Source organism: Pontibacillus chungwhensis (assembly GCF_030166655.1).
In the GTDB taxonomy this organism is placed as follows: domain Bacteria; phylum Bacillota; class Bacilli; order Bacillales; family BH030062; genus Pontibacillus.
This window is the reverse complement of the sequence record NZ_CP126446.1, coordinates 108178-125733: the sequence shown is the minus strand read 5'-3', so window position 1 is coordinate 125733 and position 17556 is coordinate 108178. Positions and strand designations below refer to the sequence as shown.

18 protein-coding genes and 1 other annotated feature are annotated in these 17556 nt (G+C 40.8%); all 18 genes read right to left on the bottom strand.

All coding sequences use genetic code 11. From position 1 onward, the window contains the following. Window positions 1-91 precede the first annotated feature (91 nt). The 18 genes from secE to QNI29_RS00570 all read right to left on the bottom strand — a co-directional run bounded on the left by secE (window position 92) and on the right by QNI29_RS00570 (window position 17554). Window positions 92-265 carry a preprotein translocase subunit SecE gene (secE, locus tag QNI29_RS00655; protein ID WP_036787619.1) on the bottom strand — a complete coding sequence of 58 codons (174 nt, stop codon included), beginning with the start codon at window positions 263-265 and terminating at the stop codon, window positions 92-94. A 38-nt stretch (window positions 266-303) separates the two neighbouring features. After that, a complete protein-coding gene (gene rpmG / locus QNI29_RS00650) occupies window positions 304-468 on the bottom strand; it encodes a 50S ribosomal protein L33 (protein ID WP_255688880.1) in 165 nt (54 codons plus the stop codon). A gap of 60 nt (window positions 469-528) precedes the next feature. Further along, a complete protein-coding gene (gene sigH, locus QNI29_RS00645; RefSeq protein ID WP_231419841.1) occupies window positions 529-1185 on the bottom strand; it encodes an RNA polymerase sporulation sigma factor SigH in 657 nt (218 codons plus the stop codon). An 85-nt stretch (window positions 1186-1270) separates the two neighbouring features. Continuing rightward, the gene (locus tag QNI29_RS00640) at window positions 1271-1780 is read right to left on the bottom strand and encodes an NYN domain-containing protein (protein ID WP_231419842.1); all 510 of its coding nucleotides are present in this window, start codon (window positions 1778-1780) and stop codon (window positions 1271-1273) included. A 2-nt stretch (window positions 1781-1782) separates the two neighbouring features. Further along, window positions 1783-2526 carry a 23S rRNA (guanosine(2251)-2'-O)-methyltransferase RlmB gene (gene rlmB / locus QNI29_RS00635; RefSeq protein ID WP_231419843.1) on the bottom strand — a complete coding sequence of 248 codons (744 nt, stop codon included), beginning with the start codon at window positions 2524-2526 and terminating at the stop codon, window positions 1783-1785. Further along, the gene (locus QNI29_RS00630) at window positions 2523-2936 is read right to left on the bottom strand and encodes a Mini-ribonuclease 3 (protein WP_231419844.1); all 414 of its coding nucleotides are present in this window, start codon (window positions 2934-2936) and stop codon (window positions 2523-2525) included. Before QNI29_RS00630 ends, rlmB begins: the two co-directional genes overlap by 4 nt. Window position 2937: 1 nt before the next feature. Continuing rightward, window positions 2938-4338: a cysteine--tRNA ligase gene (gene cysS, locus QNI29_RS00625; RefSeq protein WP_231419855.1), complete on the bottom strand. Its 1401-nt coding sequence runs from the start codon at window positions 4336-4338 to the stop codon at window positions 2938-2940. Further along, the gene (gene cysE / locus QNI29_RS00620) at window positions 4319-4990 is read right to left on the bottom strand and encodes a serine O-acetyltransferase (protein ID WP_231419845.1); all 672 of its coding nucleotides are present in this window, start codon (window positions 4988-4990) and stop codon (window positions 4319-4321) included. Before cysE ends, cysS begins: the two co-directional genes overlap by 20 nt. Before the next feature lie 92 nt (window positions 4991-5082). Next, window positions 5083-5300 (bottom strand) — a binding site (T-box leader). 43 nt (window positions 5301-5343) lie between these two features. Then, window positions 5344-6813: a glutamate--tRNA ligase gene (gene gltX, locus QNI29_RS00615; RefSeq protein WP_231419846.1), complete on the bottom strand. Its 1470-nt coding sequence runs from the start codon at window positions 6811-6813 to the stop codon at window positions 5344-5346. Window positions 6814-6909: 96 nt separating this feature from the next. Then, complete coding sequence (locus tag QNI29_RS00610) at window positions 6910-8106, bottom strand: bifunctional 2-C-methyl-D-erythritol 4-phosphate cytidylyltransferase/2-C-methyl-D-erythritol 2,4-cyclodiphosphate synthase (RefSeq protein ID WP_255688883.1); 1197 nt, start codon at window positions 8104-8106, stop codon at window positions 6910-6912. Window positions 8107-8204: 98 nt separating this feature from the next. Then, window positions 8205-9317 (bottom strand): PIN/TRAM domain-containing protein, encoded by a 1113-nt coding sequence (locus QNI29_RS00605; protein WP_231419847.1) that lies wholly within the window; start codon window positions 9315-9317, stop codon window positions 8205-8207. 162 nt (window positions 9318-9479) lie between these two features. Beyond that, window positions 9480-10553, bottom strand: a complete 1074-nt coding sequence (gene disA / locus QNI29_RS00600; RefSeq protein WP_231419848.1) for a DNA integrity scanning diadenylate cyclase DisA — start codon at window positions 10551-10553, stop codon at window positions 9480-9482. After that, the gene (gene radA / locus QNI29_RS00595) at window positions 10554-11936 is read right to left on the bottom strand and encodes a DNA repair protein RadA (RefSeq protein WP_231419849.1); all 1383 of its coding nucleotides are present in this window, start codon (window positions 11934-11936) and stop codon (window positions 10554-10556) included. Window positions 11937-12152: 216 nt separating this feature from the next. After that, window positions 12153-14588 carry an ATP-dependent protease ATP-binding subunit ClpC gene (gene clpC, locus QNI29_RS00590; protein WP_231419850.1) on the bottom strand — a complete coding sequence of 812 codons (2436 nt, stop codon included), beginning with the start codon at window positions 14586-14588 and terminating at the stop codon, window positions 12153-12155. Between the two features lie 21 nt (window positions 14589-14609). Next, a complete protein-coding gene (locus QNI29_RS00585) occupies window positions 14610-15674 on the bottom strand; it encodes a protein-arginine kinase McsB (RefSeq protein ID WP_231419851.1) in 1065 nt (354 codons plus the stop codon). Beyond that, on the bottom strand, window positions 15674-16228 hold the full coding sequence (locus tag QNI29_RS00580) for a protein-arginine kinase activator protein McsA (RefSeq protein WP_231419852.1): 555 nt from the start codon (window positions 16226-16228) through the stop codon (window positions 15674-15676). Before QNI29_RS00580 ends, QNI29_RS00585 begins: the two co-directional genes overlap by 1 nt. A 17-nt stretch (window positions 16229-16245) precedes the next feature. After that, entirely contained in the window at window positions 16246-16710 is a 465-nt protein-coding gene (locus QNI29_RS00575; protein ID WP_231419853.1) for a CtsR family transcriptional regulator, read from the bottom strand. Window positions 16711-16864: 154 nt separating this feature from the next. Continuing rightward, a complete protein-coding gene (locus QNI29_RS00570; protein WP_370635555.1) occupies window positions 16865-17554 on the bottom strand; it encodes an MgtC/SapB family protein in 690 nt (229 codons plus the stop codon). Window positions 17555-17556: the final 2 nt, after the last annotated feature.

Here is a 17556-nt window from a genome sequence, read left to right as displayed (position 1 = left end):
TTTCGTTTTTTGGTCAACATGAAAAAACCCGTTAAACGGGTTTTTTGAGCAAGAAACGTATTAATAACATTATAACATAAACATAAGTGCTTTATTCGGTAATCAATTCAAGAATCCACGAAATCCCTAAGTCTACTACTGCAAAGAAGACAGCAACAAAAGCCACGGTAGAAATAACCGTTACAGTGTATTTAGAAAGTTCTTTCCCTTTAGGCCAACTGACTTTTTGCATTTCTCGAGAAACGTTTTTGAAAAACTTGAACATGCTAGTACCCCCAAACTTTCACCCGTAAGGCTTCCTCGTTATTTTGTCTCCCGGTGCAGGGTGTGTTTGCCGCAATTCTTACAATACTTTCGTGCTTCAAGTCGTTCTGAATTGATGCTCGAGTTCTTATTGGTTGAGTAGTTACGACTTGCACATTCAACACACGCTAAGACTACCTTTTTTCGCATTTTTCTCCGCCCCATTCCAGGGTTTTAGTCACTTCCATTAATGTACCATGGGATTATAAGGCTGTCAACGTAGCGCTAGAGCGTAATTTCACTGATTTCCAAGTACCGCTCAAGCTTTCGCTTCACCCGTTGTAATGCGTTATCGATAGACTTCACATGGCGGTTTAAATCTACCGAGATCTCCTGATAGGATCTCCCGTCCAAGTATAAACTCAGAACCTTTCTTTCTAAATCACTTAACAATTCTGACATTTTATACTCCATATCCCCAAATCGCTCTTGATTAATGATCAGTTCCTCGGGATCTAAAGCTTTCGCACCGGCAATTACGTCCAATAATGTTCGATCGGACTCTTCATCATAGATAGGCTTATCTAAAGAAACATAAGAATTAAGCGGAATATGCTTCTGTCTAGTGGCAGTTTTGATAGCAGTAATAATTTGGCGAGTTACACAAAGTTCTGCGAAGGCTTTAAACGAAGAAAGCTTGTCCTCCTGGTAATCACGAATTGCTTTATACAACCCGATCATCCCTTCTTGCACAATATCTTCTCGATCTGCGCCAATTAAAAAATAGGTGCGGGCTTTAGCACGTACAAAATTTTTATACTTGTTAATCAAATGTTCTAAAGCTCGACTATCTCCTTCATGCACAAAAACAACGACATCCTCGTCTGACAATTGTTCAAAATCCAAATTCTTGATGTCCTTCTCCACTTGTCCGATGATCACGTAAGGATTCCCCCCGACCGTACTTCACTCGATATATAGAAATATTATACAGTAAGCGTTTCAAAAGCGTCAACATAAGCTGGCATTACTTTTCACCTCGGCGCCACTTTTCAAACACATCTAATACTTCCTTTTTTATCGGTATTTTAGACTTGTTTTGAACCTGATTGTAAGACTTCACTTCGTTTTGGATTTCTTTTTCTATATTTTTCATTTCGATGTGGAGCTCTCTGGCTGAGAGCCTTAAAGCCCCTTGCGCAAAGATCGTACGCTGCTCTGTGTAATCCGATGTTGCTACATATACTTGGGTCCGAATATTTTTAACTTCCTGAACGAGCTTTTCTATCCGTTCGTCTGCTGTTTCATTTTCTCTGGTGAACACAATTTCTACATCGTAATTTTTTCGTTTTTTCTCGATTCCCTGTACATAATAGGCATCAAATACAACGATAACCCGGTTCTTAGAAAAAGCTCGGTATTCCGCCATTCTTTCAATTAATAGATCACGGGCTTGGCCGAGATCATAATCTTTCAGAGATTGAAGCTCTGGCCAAGCCCCGATAATGTTATATCCATCTACAATGAGAACTTCCATTATTACTCACCCAATGGGTGGCGTTTTCTGTGGATTTCATACATGAGTAAACTAGCGGAAACGGAAGCATTAAGGGATGTAACGTGACCTACCATTGGCAGACGAACGGACCAATCGCACTTTTCTTTTACTAAACGGCTAATGCCTTTTCCTTCACTTCCAATGACAAGCGCGACAGGCATGTCCCCTTTTAGTTCACGGTAGTCTTCTTCTCCTTTAGCGTCTGTACCTACCACCCACACGTGTTCTTTCTTTAAATCTTCTATGGTACGAGCTAAATTGGTTACACGAACGACAGGGATATATTCAATGGCTCCAGTAGACGTTTTCGCTACAGTCGCGGTTAACCCTACCGATCTTCTTTTAGGAATGATCACTCCGTGTACGCCTGAAGCATCGGCTGTGCGAAGGATGGAACCAAGGTTATGGGGGTCTTCTATTTCATCTAGAATTAAGAAAAAGGGAGCTTCTCCTTTTCTTCTGGCGTGTTCAAATAAGTCATCTAGCTCGCTGTAGTCATATGCAGCAACGGAAGCAATAACCCCCTGATGGCTGCCATCTACGAGTTGATCAAGCTTCTTCTTTGGAACTTTTTGAACTTGAACACCGTTCTCCTTAGCAATCTTTTGGAGGTTCTGAGTTGCTTTATGTTGGAGTTGATCGGAAACCATGACTTTATTAATGGACCTGCCCGATTTAAGAGCCTCAGACACGGCATTCTTCCCAATAATCCACTCTTCTTTCATGTTGTCGCGCTCCTTTCTTCTACATGTTGTATAGCTAGTGTTACTAATTCGACCAAGCGGTCATTCTGATTTAAGAAATACAAATATCCTAACAGAGCTTCAAAAGCTGTGCTGTATCGATAGGTTTGTACATCTGTATTCTTTGGCGTGGAGCCACCCTTGGCGTTTCGCCCTCTTCTCACAACAGCTTCTTCCGCTTCTGTCAATAAGTCACCATCGAGCCAGGTACGAATAACAGCGGATTGGGATTTAGCAGAAACGAAGCGCACCGCAGCTTGGTGCAGCTGCTGCGGTTTAACGCTTCCGCTCCTGATCAGATGTTCCCTGACAAATTGTTCGTACACGACATCTCCCATATAGGCGAGGGTTAAGCTTTTCAATTGTCTTACATCGACTTCTTGCTGGTTCATATTAACCTCTCTTCCATCTGGTTCCTTGAGGCGTATCTTCTAAAAAGATCCCTTGTTCTTTCAGATTGTCTCGAATTTCATCCGCTCGTTGGAAATCACGATTCTTCCGGGCATCAATTCGTTCTTGAATTAAAGCATCGATTTCTTCATCAAGAAGTTCATCTTCTGTAGCAACACGGATTCCTAATACGCCCGCTAATTCAGTGAGTGTATGCTGAAAGGCTGAAATCACTTTTTCAGAAGTATGGGATGATTGCAGGTAAACGTTCGCATCCTTTGTTACGTCAAACAGAACAGAAATGGCGTTTGCCGTATTGAAATCATCATCCATTTCCTTGATAAATGTTTCTTTATACCCTTCTGTCTTCTCAAGCCACTCCGTATCGTTATCTGTTTGATCCGTGCTGGATTGTTTACGGTGTTCAAGGTTTTCATAAGCATTTTTAATCCGGTCCAGGCTATTCTTTGCCCCTTCAAGAAGGGCCTCACTAAAGTTAATCGGATGACGGTAATGAACGCTTAGCATAAAGAAGCGGATCACTTGCGGGTCATGGTGTTTGATAATGTCATGAACGAGAACGAAATTCCCGAGTGATTTGGACATCTTTTCGTTTTCAATCTTAATGTAGCCATTATGCATCCAGTAGTTTGCAAACTGCTTTTCGTTTAAAGCTTCAGATTGAGCAATTTCATTTTCATGGTGAGGGAAGGTTAAGTCCTGTCCCCCTGCATGGATATCAATCGTATCGCCAAGGTATTTCTTCGCCATAGCCGAGCATTCAATATGCCAGCCAGGTCGCCCTTCACCCCAAGGACTGTCCCAAGCAATTTCGCCATCTTTCGTTGTCTTCCAAAGTGTGAAATCGAGCGGGTCTTCCTTCTTCTCTCCCACTTCAATACGGGCTCCAGTTCGAAGCTCATCTATTGATTGCTGTGAAAGTTTTCCGTAAGAATCAAAGGAACGAGTTCGGAAATAAACATCTCCACCTGATTCATAAGCATGACCTTTCTCAACCAGCGTGTTGATAAACTCAATAATTTCAGACATATTCTCTGTTACACGCGGATGATGAACCGCTTCTTCCACACCAAAGGCCCCAACATCTTCCTTATACGCTTCGATAAATCGCTCTGCAATCTCAGGAACTTCAGAGCCTAATTCATTGGCTGCTTTAATTAACTTGTCATCTACATCCGTGAAATTCAATACGTATTGAACGTCATAATTTTGGTACTGAAAATACTTACGGACCGTATCAAACACAATTGCAGGGCGCGCATTTCCAATATGAATGTAATTGTAAACCGTTGGGCCACATACATACATGCTGACCTTTCCTTCTTCAATCGGTTTGAACGCTTCTTTCTGACGTGTAAGGGTATTATAGATCTGAATCCCCATCATGTTTCACTCCTTGTTTCATATCTTCTATTTGTTTTTGTAATCGGGTAATTTCTTCATCCATCTTTTCAAATCGGTCAGCCACGGGGTCAGGCATCTTATGGTGATCTAAATCTTTTCGCACTTTCTTCCCGTCACGAATTACAATCGTCCCTGGTATACCAACCACAGTAGAATTATCAGGTACATCGTTTAATACCACCGAACCTGCTCCCACTTTTGAGTTTTCCCCGATGGTGATGGAACCAAGAACTTTAGCTCCTGTAGCGACAAGGGCGTGATCTTTAAGAGTTGGGTGTCGCTTGCCTTTTTCTTTTCCGGTACCACCTAATGTAACCCCTTGGAATAGGGTCACATTATCTCCGATTTCACACGTTTCTCCAATGACTACGCCCATGCCGTGATCAATGAAAAAGCGACGGCCAATTTGGGCACCTGGGTGAATCTCAATCCCTGTGAAAAAACGACTCAATTGTGAAATCACTCGTGCTAAGAAGAAAAATTTCTTTATATAACAGGCATGAGCAAGACGATGTCCCCATATTGCATGCAGTCCTGAGTAAGTTAGAATGACTTCGAAACGACTTCTGGCTGCCGGATCCTGATCAAATACAACATCAACATCTTCCTTGAGCATCTGGAATAGCCCCATTCATATCCCTCCAATACTTCATCATGAGCATAAGGTGAACAAACGGCAAACCTTTATGCGAGACAGAAAAAAAGCGCCTCTGTGCTTTAAAACACAGAGACGCTTTTTGCGCGGTTCCACTCTGTTTGAGATAATACAACATTATCTCCAACTCGCCTCTCATAACGGGAGAGTACCGCTCATATTTACTACAATTCAACATGAGACTCAGAGGTGCATTTCAAAAGAGCTCCTTCAACCACTTTCAGCCGGGGTGATTGTCTCTGCTAAAAGAAGCGACCCTTTTACTTCTCCTCTTCAACGTTCTAGGTTATTAATGCTACTATATTACATTTCACGAAAAATGTGAATTTCTATGCCTGAAGCTGCTCAACGGCATTTTTTAGTCGTTTCTGAACCGTGTCTTTCCCTAACAAATGAATCGCATTTGGTAACTCTGGACCATGAGTCTGGCCAGTAGTCGCTACACGAATAGGCATGAATAGTTTTTTTCCTTTGTGCCCTGTTTCTTTTTGGACAGCTTTTACGGCTTTTTTAATCGCATCAGGTTCAAAGGCCTCTAAGTCATCTAGCTTTTGACTATACGTTTCTAGCACCTCTGGTACTTGCTCCTCTTTAAGAACAGCCATTGCTTCTTCATCATAATCAATTTCTTCTTTAAAGAATAATTCAGTAAGTTCAACAATCTCAGCTGAATAATTGAGTTGCTCTTGATAAAGAGCGATCAATTCACGAGCCCAAGTACGCTGTTCATCGTTCATATCTTCTGGCAGGCGACCTGCTTCAACTAGGTGAGGAAGAGCTAACTCCACAACACGATCTAGATCAGCCGCTTTAATGTATTGATTGTTGATCCATTTTAACTTTTGAGGATCAAACACTGCCGGCGAAGAGGATAAGCGATTTGAATCAAAGATTTCAATTAATTGGTCTGATGTGAAGATCTCTTCTTCCCCAACAGGAGACCAGCCAAGAAGGGTAATAAAGTTAAATAACGACTCAGGCAGATAACCAAGTTGTTCATACTGACCAATAAACTGAAGGATATGCTCGTCGCGTTTACTTAGCTTCTTGCGTTGCTCATTTAGAATTAATGCCATGTGGCCAAAGCGCGGTGCTTCCCAACCAAGTGCATCGTACACCATCATTTGTTTTGGCGTATTGGAAATGTGCTCCTCACCGCGTAAAACGTCTGTGATCTTCATAAGATAATCATCCACAGCCACAGCAAAATTATACGTTGGTGTTCCATTTTTCTTAGCAATAACCCAATCACCGAAATCACTAGAATCAAATGTGATTTCACCGCGAACAAGGTCATTCCACTTGTAGGTTACACCTTCAGGTACGCGAATACGAATACTAGGTTGACGACCTTCTGCTTCGAACTGTTTTATTTGATCTTCTGTCAGATCACGGTGAGCTCCCGAATACATCGGAACCTCTCCTCGTTCACGCTGCCCTTCACGCTCTGCTTCTAATTCTTCTTCTGTCATATAACATTTATACGCAAGATTACGGTCTAATAGTTCATCAATATATTTTTGATAAAGGTCAAGGCGTTCCATTTGGCGGTATGGTCCATACTCGCCGCCAACATCAACACTCTCGTCCCAGTCGATCCCAAGCCATTTTAAGTATTGCATCTGGCTTTGTTCCCCACCAGCTACGTTACGCTTCTCATCCGTATCTTCAATACGAATAATAAATTTACCACCTAGATGGCGTGCATATAAATAATTAAAAAGTGCTGTACGCGCATTTCCGATATGTAGATGACCGGTTGGGCTTGGCGCATAACGCACACGAATTTCATTTGTCATGATTAGTTTCCCTTCTTTCTACCGAATGATAGTCTACCTTCATTTTATCATCTCAAGCACGTGCTTGATAACGAAATTTGTTAATTACCATGCTCATTATAGCGATTGTGAGCGTGTAAGTAAAACCGTGGCTTGTGAAGCAATTCCTTCTTTACGTCCAGGAAACCCTAATTTTTCCGTCGTTGTAGCTTTAACGTTAACTTGTGAAGATTCCGCTCCTAGTATGCGCGCAATATTTGCCTGCATAGAAGCCGTATAAGGAGACATCTTCGGAGCTTGAGCTATAATGGTACAATCAATATTCCCAAGCTCATATCCTCTCTCCTGAACGATCTGCCATACATGCTCAAGCAACTTCATTGAATCTGCATCCTTGAATTCCGGATCTGTATCGGGAAAATGCTTTCCAATATCCCCTTCACCGATCGCCCCCAGGCATGCATCCGCTACAGTATGTAACAATACATCAGCATCTGAATGACCGAGCAATCCTTTTTCGTATGGAATTTCTACACCACCAATGATACAAGGTCTTCCATCTACTAATTGATGAACATCGAATCCTTGTCCGACACGAAACATATCCATTTCCTCCTTCGTTCTTGTGCTAGCAGAGCGTTTATGAATGATCGTTTCAGCTTTTTCAATATCTTCAGGTGTTGTAAGCTTAATATTATCATAACTCCCTTGAACCACTTCAATATGTCCTCCGATTCGTTCTACTAGAGACGTATCGTCTGTCCCAAGGTACTGATCATTTTTAGCCTTTTGATGCGCTTCAATAATCAATGAATATTGAAAGGCTTGAGGAGTTTGAGCAGCCCAGAGTTCATCTCTCTTTAACGTTGTAAGTACTCCGCCTTGATACTGCTTAATGGTGTCCGTTACTGGCACAGCCAAAAGGGCTGCTCCATGGTGATCTGCTTCCTTGACCAACTTCTGAATGGACTCATACGTCACAAAAGGTCTTGCCCCGTCATGAATAAGAACAATGGAATCTTGACGAGAGACTGCTTCTAGCCCAGCCAAGACGCTGTCCTGTCGCTCTTTCCCACCGTCCACAAGTGTAACCAGGTCCTCGTATCCGTACTCTCGTAATAACTCTTCTATCTCTGACCGTTCATTTGGATTAATCACTAAGATCCGCTTATCACATAAATCATCGTGATTAAAAGCTTCAACAGTATGAATGAGAAGCGGCTTTCCATCAATGGATAAGAACTGCTTATTGCGGCCTGCCTTCATTCGTTTGCCTTGTCCGGCAGCTAGTATGATAACTTGATACGAACTCATAAACCCCATCCTATACGTATGATAAAAATTTATACAAAACAAAAGCGATAACATGGCTGTTATCACTTTTGCTTAACTCTATTTTGTTTATACCCTTTTTATAGGGCTTTTTCAAGTAGTTTAGGCTTTGCAAAGATCATACGACCAGCAGAGGTTTGTAACACACTTGTTACGAGCACCTCAATCGTACGCCCAATATAATCCTTACCTTCTTCAACGACAATCATCGTGCCGTCATCAAGATAAGCAACTCCTTGGTTTTGCTCTTTCCCGTCTTTAATGACCTGAACCGTCAATTCTTCTCCTGGTAATACCACAGGTTTAACGGCATTTGCTAAATCATTAATATTGAGTACTTGAACATTTTGAAACTCACAAACTTTATTTAAGTTAAAGTCATTCGTTACCACTATGCCATTAATAAGCTTTGCTAGCTTCACAAGTTTACTATCAACTTCCTGAACGTCTTCAATATCACCCTCGTAGATCTCTACGTTTACTGGTAACTCTTTTTGCATCCGATTCAGAACATCTAAACCACGGCGTCCTCGGTTCCGCTTCAATACATCAGAAGAGTCAGCAATATGCTGAAGTTCTTCGAGCACAAATTGCGGAATTAAGATGGTTCCTTCTAGAAAATGAGTCTGACAAATATCTGCGATTCGTCCATCAATAATAACACTTGTATCTAATATCTTAGTTTTTGGTGCGAAATCTCCCTCGTCATCGTCATCTTCGGAAGTCTTCTTGCGATCTTTCTCTTTTTCCTTTTTGTTGGCTAATGAAAGTAGATTGATGAATTCATCACGTCGCTTGAAACCTACCTGAAATCCTAAATATCCTAATATCACAGTTAGGAAAATCGGCAATACCTGTGATACTACCATTATAGGATTTTCCTGAAGGGGGATATTTACTAAGAAGGCTACAATCAACCCTACAATTAACCCTAAACTTCCGAATAACAAATCTGCTACAGGCACTTTCACTAGTGTTTCTTCTACCCACATAAAGAAATCGACAATATAATCAACAAACCAAAATGTTAATAAAAATAATATTATGGCTCCTAGCACCATCCCGATGTACTCATTGGCCATCCAGGATTTTTCGCCGACATCAGACAGACTCACAACTAAGTCTGGTATAAACAAAAATCCTATGGTACCACCTGCGATAACAATAAATAATTGGACCACTTTCTTAAGCACCACGGTCACCTCCTAACATGCAGTATTACCATGTTTTCTATAAATTATAATGAAAGAATTAAATCCATTTATATAGTCGAAACGGTATCACACCTTACAAATATAGTCAATTAAATAAACGTTGTATGATAGCAAACATTTGAAAATGTGTCAATTGTGTGATCAAATGTGACGGTCAATAAATAATTGTTCTTGGATACGGTTTAAACCTTCTTTGATTTTCCCCGCTCTGACTTCCCCTATTCCATCTACTTTTACTAGCTCTTTCGGAGAAGCTTTCACCACATCATTTAACGTACCAAACTCATCCACCATGGATTCTACGATTAAGAACGGGAGTCGTGGGATCTTATCTAAGATCCTGTATCCTCTTGGAATGACAGGGTCATCCGGTTTGGTAGATGAAGGATACCCTAGAAGCTTTAAGATTTTAGCATCTTCCATAAGCTCTGTGTTGGCCACCTCTTGAAGCTTTTTTAAAATGTAATGAGGCTCATAGTCGCCATACTTACTATAATCTTTTAATAATAATCGAGCTTCATTTTCGATATTCGATACCAGTTCTGTTAACTGGAGCTGAATTAAACGTCCTTCTGTACCTAATTCATTTACATACCCCAAAATTTCATTCTTTATGCGGAGAACCATTTCTATTCGATGAATAACTTGTAGGACTTCAGAGAATGTAACCATCTCTTCAAACTCTAAAGCACCAAGGTTGGTTACCCCCTGATCCAATACATTCTTATACTTCTCTAACGTCTGCATCGCTTGATTAGCTTTTGTTAAGATAACCCCAATGTCTTTTAGAGAATATTTCAAATTACTTTTATATAGGGTAATCACATTACGCCTTTGGGAAATCGCAATAACTAATTCACCTGTCTGTTTAGCAACCCGCTCTGCCGTTCGATGTCGCATTCCAGTTTCTGTTGAAGAAATCGAAGGATCAGGTATTAATTGTGCATTAGCAAATAGAATCTCGGAGGCTTTTTCATTTAAAATGAGCGCCCCGTCCATCTTCGCCAATTCATACAGGTGTGCAGGTGTAAAGGATGATTGAATGTGAAAACCACCATCTACAAGTTGCTGCACTTTATCATTATATCCAAGTACAATCAGTCCACCAGTGTTAGCGCGCAGGACATTATCAATGCCTTCTCGTAATGGTGTACCAGGTGCTACAAATTTTAGAATGTCTCCTATCATGGACTCTTTTCCTTCTACCCATTCCATCTAAGCGCCTCCCAACGTAGCTTTTAAAGCTTCTTGAACTGAATTAACTCCTATTATCTCGATGTCATCAGGGAGAGTCCAACCGCTCAGATTCTTCTTCGGGACAATCGCGCGTTTAAATCCTAACTTCGCTGCTTCCTGCACACGTTGCTCAATTCGTGCAACTCGGCGAATCTCTCCTGTCAGCCCCACTTCTCCAACTAGGACATCATCTGGCTTAGAGGGGCGATCCTGAAAGCTTGATGCGATGCTTACTGCCACGGCAAGGTCAATGGCTGGTTCATCTAATTTCACACCGCCTGCTACTTTTACATAAGCATCTTGGTTCTGTAAAAGTAACCCTACACGCTTTTCTAAAACAGCCATTAACAATGGAACACGGTTATGGTCTAATCCGGTCGCCATACGCCGTGGATTCCCGTAGCTTGTCGGCGATATAAGGGACTGGATTTCAACGAGCACAGGTCGAGTGCCTTCCATAGAGGCTACAACCACGGAACCTGCTGCCCCTTGTGACCGTTCTTCTAGGAATATTTCTGAAGGATTCGCTACTTCTTTCAGCCCTTCTTCCTTCATCTCAAAGATTCCCATCTCATGAGTGCTCCCGAAACGGTTTTTTACGCTGCGTAATATACGGAAGGTATGATGACGCTCTCCTTCAAAGTAAAGCACAGCATCCACCATGTGCTCGAGTAAGCGTGGCCCGGCAATTGACCCCTCTTTCGTAACGTGCCCAACTATAAAGATTGGAATACCATTATTTTTAGCTATCCGCATAAGTTCACTTGTACACTCACGAACTTGCGTTACACTACCAGGAGCAGAGTTAACGTCCTCTTTATAGATTGTTTGAATCGAGTCAATCACGACAAATGAAGGCTGAATTTGATCAATATGGTGAGCAACATCTACCATATTCGTTTCTGACAACACATACAGATCATCAGATAAAACACCAAGACGATCCGCTCTTAATTTCGTTTGTCTCGTCGATTCTTCACCTGATATATACAGAACACTCACATCTTGTTTATGAGCAAGTTGAGATGACACTTGTAACAACAATGTCGATTTACCAATACCGGGGTCACCCCCAATTAACACTAGGGAGCCAGGTACAATCCCGCCACCTAATACACGATTCACCTCAGGCATGTCTGTTTTAATACGAGGCTCTTCTTTGGTTTCGATTGCTGTAATTTTTTCTGGTTTCTTGCTAGTTTGTGCATCACTTGTTACAAATGTATGCCTTCCAGTTGATTTAGATGCTACCCGTTCTTCAACTAGTGTGTTCCACTGGTTACAACTTGGACATTTCCCCATCCATTTAGCAGTTTCATAACCGCACTCTTGACATACAAACTTTGACTTTTGCTTCGCCACAACGATCTCTCCTTACTTACTAAGAAGAGCCTTTTACTCTCCTTATTATCTCATACGTATTATGAATGAATCAGTTACAATGTTTTTACAATATCATTACGTATTTACCTAAAAACACATTAGAATTCGCCTTCAATACGTTACCTTATAAAAAAATCGGAAGGCTCTCACCTTCCGATTTTAAATGATTATCTATTTATGATCTATTGTTTCGGATCATGAATGAGTGGTAACCGCAAATTCTCCATTGTCATCCACGTCGATCACAACATTTTGACCGGTTGAGATGTTCTCTTTTAGCAGCTCTTCAGACAGTAGATCTTCAACATTTTTTTGCAGAGAACGACGTAATGGTCGAGCTCCGTACTCAGGGTCAAACCCTTCGTCTGCAATTTTGTTGAGTGCTTTGTCAGTCAGAGTAAAGTCAACATCCAATTCTGTGAGACGTTTTTGAAGTTGGTCTACCATTAACGTAACAATCTCTTTCATATGCTCCTTCTCTAGAGAGTGGAAGACAATGATTTCATCGATACGGTTTAAGAACTCAGGACGGAATGCACGTTTCATTTCATCCATAACTTTAGATTTCATGTCCTTATAGTCCTGATTAGCATCTCCCATGGTGAATCCAGCATATTTGTTCGTTTTCAGTTCAGTAGCCCCGACGTTTGAAGTCATAATAATGACCGTATTGCGGAAGTCTACAGTACGACCTTTAGAATCCGTTAATCGTCCGTCTTCAAGAACTTGTAGTAACGTATTGAAGACATCAGGGTGAGCCTTTTCAATCTCATCTAACAAGATAACAGAATAAGGCTTTTGTCGTACTTTCTCTGTCAGTTGTCCACCCTCATCATATCCAACATAACCTGGAGGTGAACCAACAAGGCGTGACGTGGAGTGTTTCTCCATGTACTCAGACATATCAATTCGAATCATTGCATCCTCTTCACCAAACATAGACTCAGCAACCGCACGCGCTAATTCGGTTTTCCCGACACCTGTTGGCCCTAAGAAGATAAAGGAGCCAATTGGACGTTTTGGATCTTTTAATCCTGCACGTGCACGACGGATAGCTTTCGAGATTGATTTAACAGCTTCTTGCTGCCCAATCACTCGGTTATGCAGAACTTCTTCCATATTCAGAAGACGCTCACTCTCATCCTTCGCTAATTTAGAAACCGGAACTCCCGTCCAGATGGACACCACTGAAGCGATATCTTCAACTGTAACTTCTGAGTTTTCCTGACCTTGCTTTTCTTTCCATTCATCTTTTGTCTTATCTAGTTCTTCACGAAGCTTTTGTTCGTTATCTCGTAAAGAAGCGGCTTTTTCAAATTCTTGACTTTGAACAGCGGCATCTTTCTCTTTACGAACTTCTTCTAATTTCTGCTCTAACTCTTTTAAGTTAGGAGGTGCTGTATAGGAACGTAAACGTACTTTAGAAGCAGCCTCATCAATCAAGTCAATCGCTTTATCTGGTAGGAAACGATCTTGAATGTAACGGTCAGAGAACTTAACAGCAGCTTTAATCGCTTCGTCAGTTATGGTCACACGGTGGTGTGCTTCATATCGGTCACGAAGACCTTCAAGAATTTGTTCCGATTCTTCAAGATTTGGTTCATCCACTTGAATAGGTTGGAAACGACGCTCTAATGCGGCATCTTTCTCAATATACTTACGGTATTCTTCTAATGTAGTAGCACCGATACATTGTAAATCTCCGCGTGCAAGAGATGGTTTTAGAATGTTGGAAGCATCAATAGCCCCTTCTGCACCACCAGCGCCAATTAAAGTGTGGAGTTCGTCGATAAATAGAATGATGTTTCCAGCCTGACGAATCTCTTCCATAACCTTTTTCAATCGATCTTCAAATTCCCCGCGATATTTAGTTCCTGCAACGACAGTACCCATATCAAGTGTCATAACACGCTTATCGCGTAAGATCTCAGGAACCTCGTTATTGATGATCTGTTGAGCTAGACCTTCTGCTATAGCCGTTTTACCTACCCCTGGTTCACCGATAAGAACAGGATTATTCTTTGTACGACGGCTTAATACTTGAATGACACGTTCAATTTCTTTGCTTCGACCAATGACTGGGTCAATGTTGCCCTCTTTGGCCACGCTTGTTAAATCACGAGCTAATGAATCTAGTGTAGGTGTGTTAGCACTCGCAGATTGGCGACCGCCTCCCTGGCCATTAGAAGTAGATTCATTACTTCCAAGTAACTGAAGAACTTGCTGTCTAGCTTTATTAAGACTTACTCCCAGGTTGTTCAATACACGAGCAGCCACACCTTCTCCTTCTCGGATCAACCCAAGCAGGATGTGTTCTGTACCCACATAGGAGTGACCTAACTTACGTGCCTCATCCATTGATAACTCAATTACTTTCTTCGCACGAGGTGTGTAATGGATCGTTTGGGAAACCTTATCTCCCGTTCCGATTAGCTGTTCCACCTCTTCTTGAATCTTATCTGCAGCCAGACCCAAAGCACCTAACGCCTTCGCTGCAATTCCTTCTCCTTCACGCACCAAACCGAGAAGAATATGTTCTGTTCCAATATTATTATGACCTAGTCGTACGGCTTCTTCCTGAGCTAATGCTAATACTTTCTGTGCTCTTTCAGTAAAACGCCCAAACATCATGGGGCACCCCTCCTAGTCTAATTATATTTCTAAGTTTAATCTTTCCCGAATTAACGTTGCTCTTCGAACATCACGTTCATCAGGAGATAATGTCTGCTGTGCATACTGTTGTAAAAATCCAGGCTGAGTTAAGATCATTAATTCATTCAAAATGGTTTTGGACAGGTTGTCAATATACCCCAGGTCTATTCCCAACCTTACATCAGAAAGGCACTTAGCTGCTTCTTTCGATTCAATAATGCGGCTATTTGCCAGAACACCATAAGAACGAAAAATCTTATCTTCTAATTGTATGCCGTTTTGTTGAATAATTTGTTCCCGAGCATTTCTTTCTTGCTCAATTAATTGTTCAACCACACTTTTTAAATCATCTACAATATCTCTTTCTGATTTTCCTAATGTAATCTGGTTGGAAATTTGAAAGATGTTACCTATTGCTTCGCTACCTTCTCCATAAATTCCTCTAACAACTAGACCTAATTGATTAATAGCTGGTATTAGCCGGTTCATTTGCTGGGTAACAGCTAGAGCAGGAAGGTGCATCATTACCGAAGCTCTCATTCCAGTACCAACATTCGTTGGGCAACTCGTTAAGTAACCCCGTTTCTCATCAAAGGCAAAATTAATCTTTTCCTCGAGCCAGTCATCAAAATTTGAAGCTTGCTCTAACGCCTTCTCTAACTGAAAACCAGGGAAATACAGCTGTATACGAATGTGGTCTTCCTCATTCACCATTACAGAGACTTGCTCATTTTGAGAGATTAAAGCAGCTCCCCTCTTTGAGTGATCAGCCAAATGAGGACTAATTAAATGCTTTTCCACCAGCACTCTTTTCTCAGTAGCATTGAGTTTACTCATATGGATAAATTCAAAATCTTTATAAGCTCCATAGGATTTATCCTCATATTCTTCTTTAAAAAATTCAATGACATGTTCAAGCTCTTCTGAGTCAGCGATAATTGGAAACGGAATATCATCAAAATTTCTAGCTAATCGTATTCGGCTGCTTAGAACAATATCACTATCTGGCCCTTCTTCCTTCAACCAAGGACTTATAGCCTCATTCATAAACTGTTCTAGGGACATTACTCTTCACCATCCCTTTGCTCTGAATCCAGCTGCTTCTCTAAAGTTCGAATTTGATCCCGTACTTTAGCCGCCTCTTCAAATTCTTCTTGTTGAATTAATTGCTGAAGTTCAGTACGTTTTTGATTAACTTCCCTCTGTACATGTAGTAAACCACCTCTACGTTTGGGAACTTTCCCGTCGTGAACGGTGTTACCGCTATGCACTCTCCTGAATATAGGGTTTAAACGTTCATCAAATGTTTTATAGCAATTTGAACAACCGAATTTACCTACACGCTTAAATTGATCATAAGTTAAACCACAATGGTCACATTTTAATGAGTTTATATCATGTTGTGATGAAGAATAGGATTTTGAATCAGCCATTTGAAACGAATCAAAGTTAAACAAACCAGACAATAAATTATGCAACGATAGAGATTCTTGCCCTTGTGACATATACCCCTTTTCATATGCACATTTCTCACACACATATACTTCTGTCTTATGGCCATTTACTACTTGAGTAAAATGTAAAGATGCAGGACGCTCATGGCATTCTTGACACTCCATTTTCCGTCCCCTCCCTTTTAATCTTTATACTTTAAGGTTGTTAACATTGAAGATAAAATTCTAGATCTAAGTTCATCTCGAAGAGTAAGCGGTACAGCTAGAACTTCTTTTGAGATCGCACTTACCATCAGTCTAGCCTCACGATCTGAAATTAATTCCTCTTCCAACAAACGTTCTATAACATCAATAGCACCTTGTTGAGTAACACGGGGTTGAATAAGTAAGATAAGTTCATTAAATAACTTCAATTTATCCTGGTGTTTGATGCGACTAATTCGAATGTAGCCGCCCCCTCCGCGTTTGCTTTCTACTATATAGCCTTTTTCCACAGTAAAACGCGTTTTAATCACATAATTAATCTGCGAGGGTACACACTGAAAGGATTCTGCTATTTCACTACGCTTGATCTCGATAACATTGTGGTTACTTTTTTCAATTATGTTCTTTAAATGTGCTTCAATGATATCGGATATATTTCGCATAGCCCCCCTCCTCAATAAGTTCGTTTTTGACTTTGACTATCTTTGACTATACCTTCATTATACAAATTTCAAAATGGTTTGCAACTAAAATGCACTATAAACATTCTTGCCACTTACGTGCACCTTAATAACACCTATTTCGCTCCATTTTCTTTTATTTACGCTGATTCACACATTTAACATGGGGGACAGAAGATAAGCGGTCAAAGAGCTCTAACTCTCCGTAGTCATCTTTTTGGGTCAGTTCTATAAATATATTCTTCTGACCGTTCATCTCATTTTCAATTTGTACATGATTAATCTCTAATTCAAAAGCCTCGAAGGGTTCTAATAACTTTGACATCTCTAAACCTTCAAAAACGACAATTTGTATATGATGTTTACTTTTACGTTTGAAAATACGCTCGGTATTATTAAGTACAATTAAACTGATTAAAACGACCACCGTGGTAAGGATAGCTGGCCCATACATGCCTGCTCCTATAACTAAACCAAGTCCTGCTACTACCCATATTGAAGCTGCAGTAGTTAAACCACGTATGGTTACACCATGAACCATAATCGTTCCGGCGCCTAGAAAGCCTATACCACTAATAACGTAAGAAGGAATCCTGGCTGGGTCGAAACGAATGCTATCATGTTTATTTAAGTAAGGGTCAAATCCATACAAGGAAAGAAGCATCATTACGCATGCCCCGACTCCGACAAGGATATGTGTACGAAAGCCTGCGGAGTGGTTTTTAATTTCCCTTTCAAATCCTATTAACCCACATAATACAACTGCGGTTACAAGACGAACTGTCATCAGTAGAAAATAGTCATTAAAGAAAGTTTCCATCGACATCA

Coding starts and splice junctions, on each gene's coding strand:
- secE (WP_036787619.1), bottom strand. CDS start 265: ATGTTCAAGTTTTTCAAAAACGTTTCTCGAGAAATGCAAAAAGTCAGT.
- rpmG (WP_255688880.1), bottom strand. CDS start 468: ATGGGGCGGAGAAAAATGCGAAAAAAGGTAGTCTTAGCGTGTGTTGAA.
- QNI29_RS00640 (WP_231419842.1), bottom strand. CDS start 1,780: ATGGAAGTTCTCATTGTAGATGGATATAACATTATCGGGGCTTGGCCA.
- rlmB (WP_231419843.1), bottom strand. CDS start 2,526: ATGAAAGAAGAGTGGATTATTGGGAAGAATGCCGTGTCTGAGGCTCTT.
- QNI29_RS00630 (WP_231419844.1), bottom strand. CDS start 2,936: ATGAACCAGCAAGAAGTCGATGTAAGACAATTGAAAAGCTTAACCCTC.
- cysS (WP_231419855.1), bottom strand. CDS start 4,338: ATGGGGATTCAGATCTATAATACCCTTACACGTCAGAAAGAAGCGTTC.
- cysE (WP_231419845.1), bottom strand. CDS start 4,990: ATGGGGCTATTCCAGATGCTCAAGGAAGATGTTGATGTTGTATTTGAT.
- gltX (WP_231419846.1), bottom strand. CDS start 6,813: ATGACAAATGAAATTCGTGTGCGTTATGCGCCAAGCCCAACCGGTCAT.
- QNI29_RS00610 (WP_255688883.1), bottom strand. CDS start 8,106: ATGAGTTCGTATCAAGTTATCATACTAGCTGCCGGACAAGGCAAACGA.
- disA (WP_231419848.1), bottom strand. CDS start 10,553: ATGGAATGGGTAGAAGGAAAAGAGTCCATGATAGGAGACATTCTAAAA.
- clpC (WP_231419850.1), bottom strand. CDS start 14,588: ATGATGTTTGGGCGTTTTACTGAAAGAGCACAGAAAGTATTAGCATTA.
- QNI29_RS00585 (WP_231419851.1), bottom strand. CDS start 15,674: ATGTCCCTAGAACAGTTTATGAATGAGGCTATAAGTCCTTGGTTGAAG.
- QNI29_RS00580 (WP_231419852.1), bottom strand. CDS start 16,228: ATGGAGTGTCAAGAATGCCATGAGCGTCCTGCATCTTTACATTTTACT.
- QNI29_RS00575 (WP_231419853.1), bottom strand. CDS start 16,710: ATGCGAAATATATCCGATATCATTGAAGCACATTTAAAGAACATAATT.
- QNI29_RS00570 (WP_370635555.1), bottom strand. CDS start 17,554: ATGTCGATGGAAACTTTCTTTAATGACTATTTTCTACTGATGACAGTT.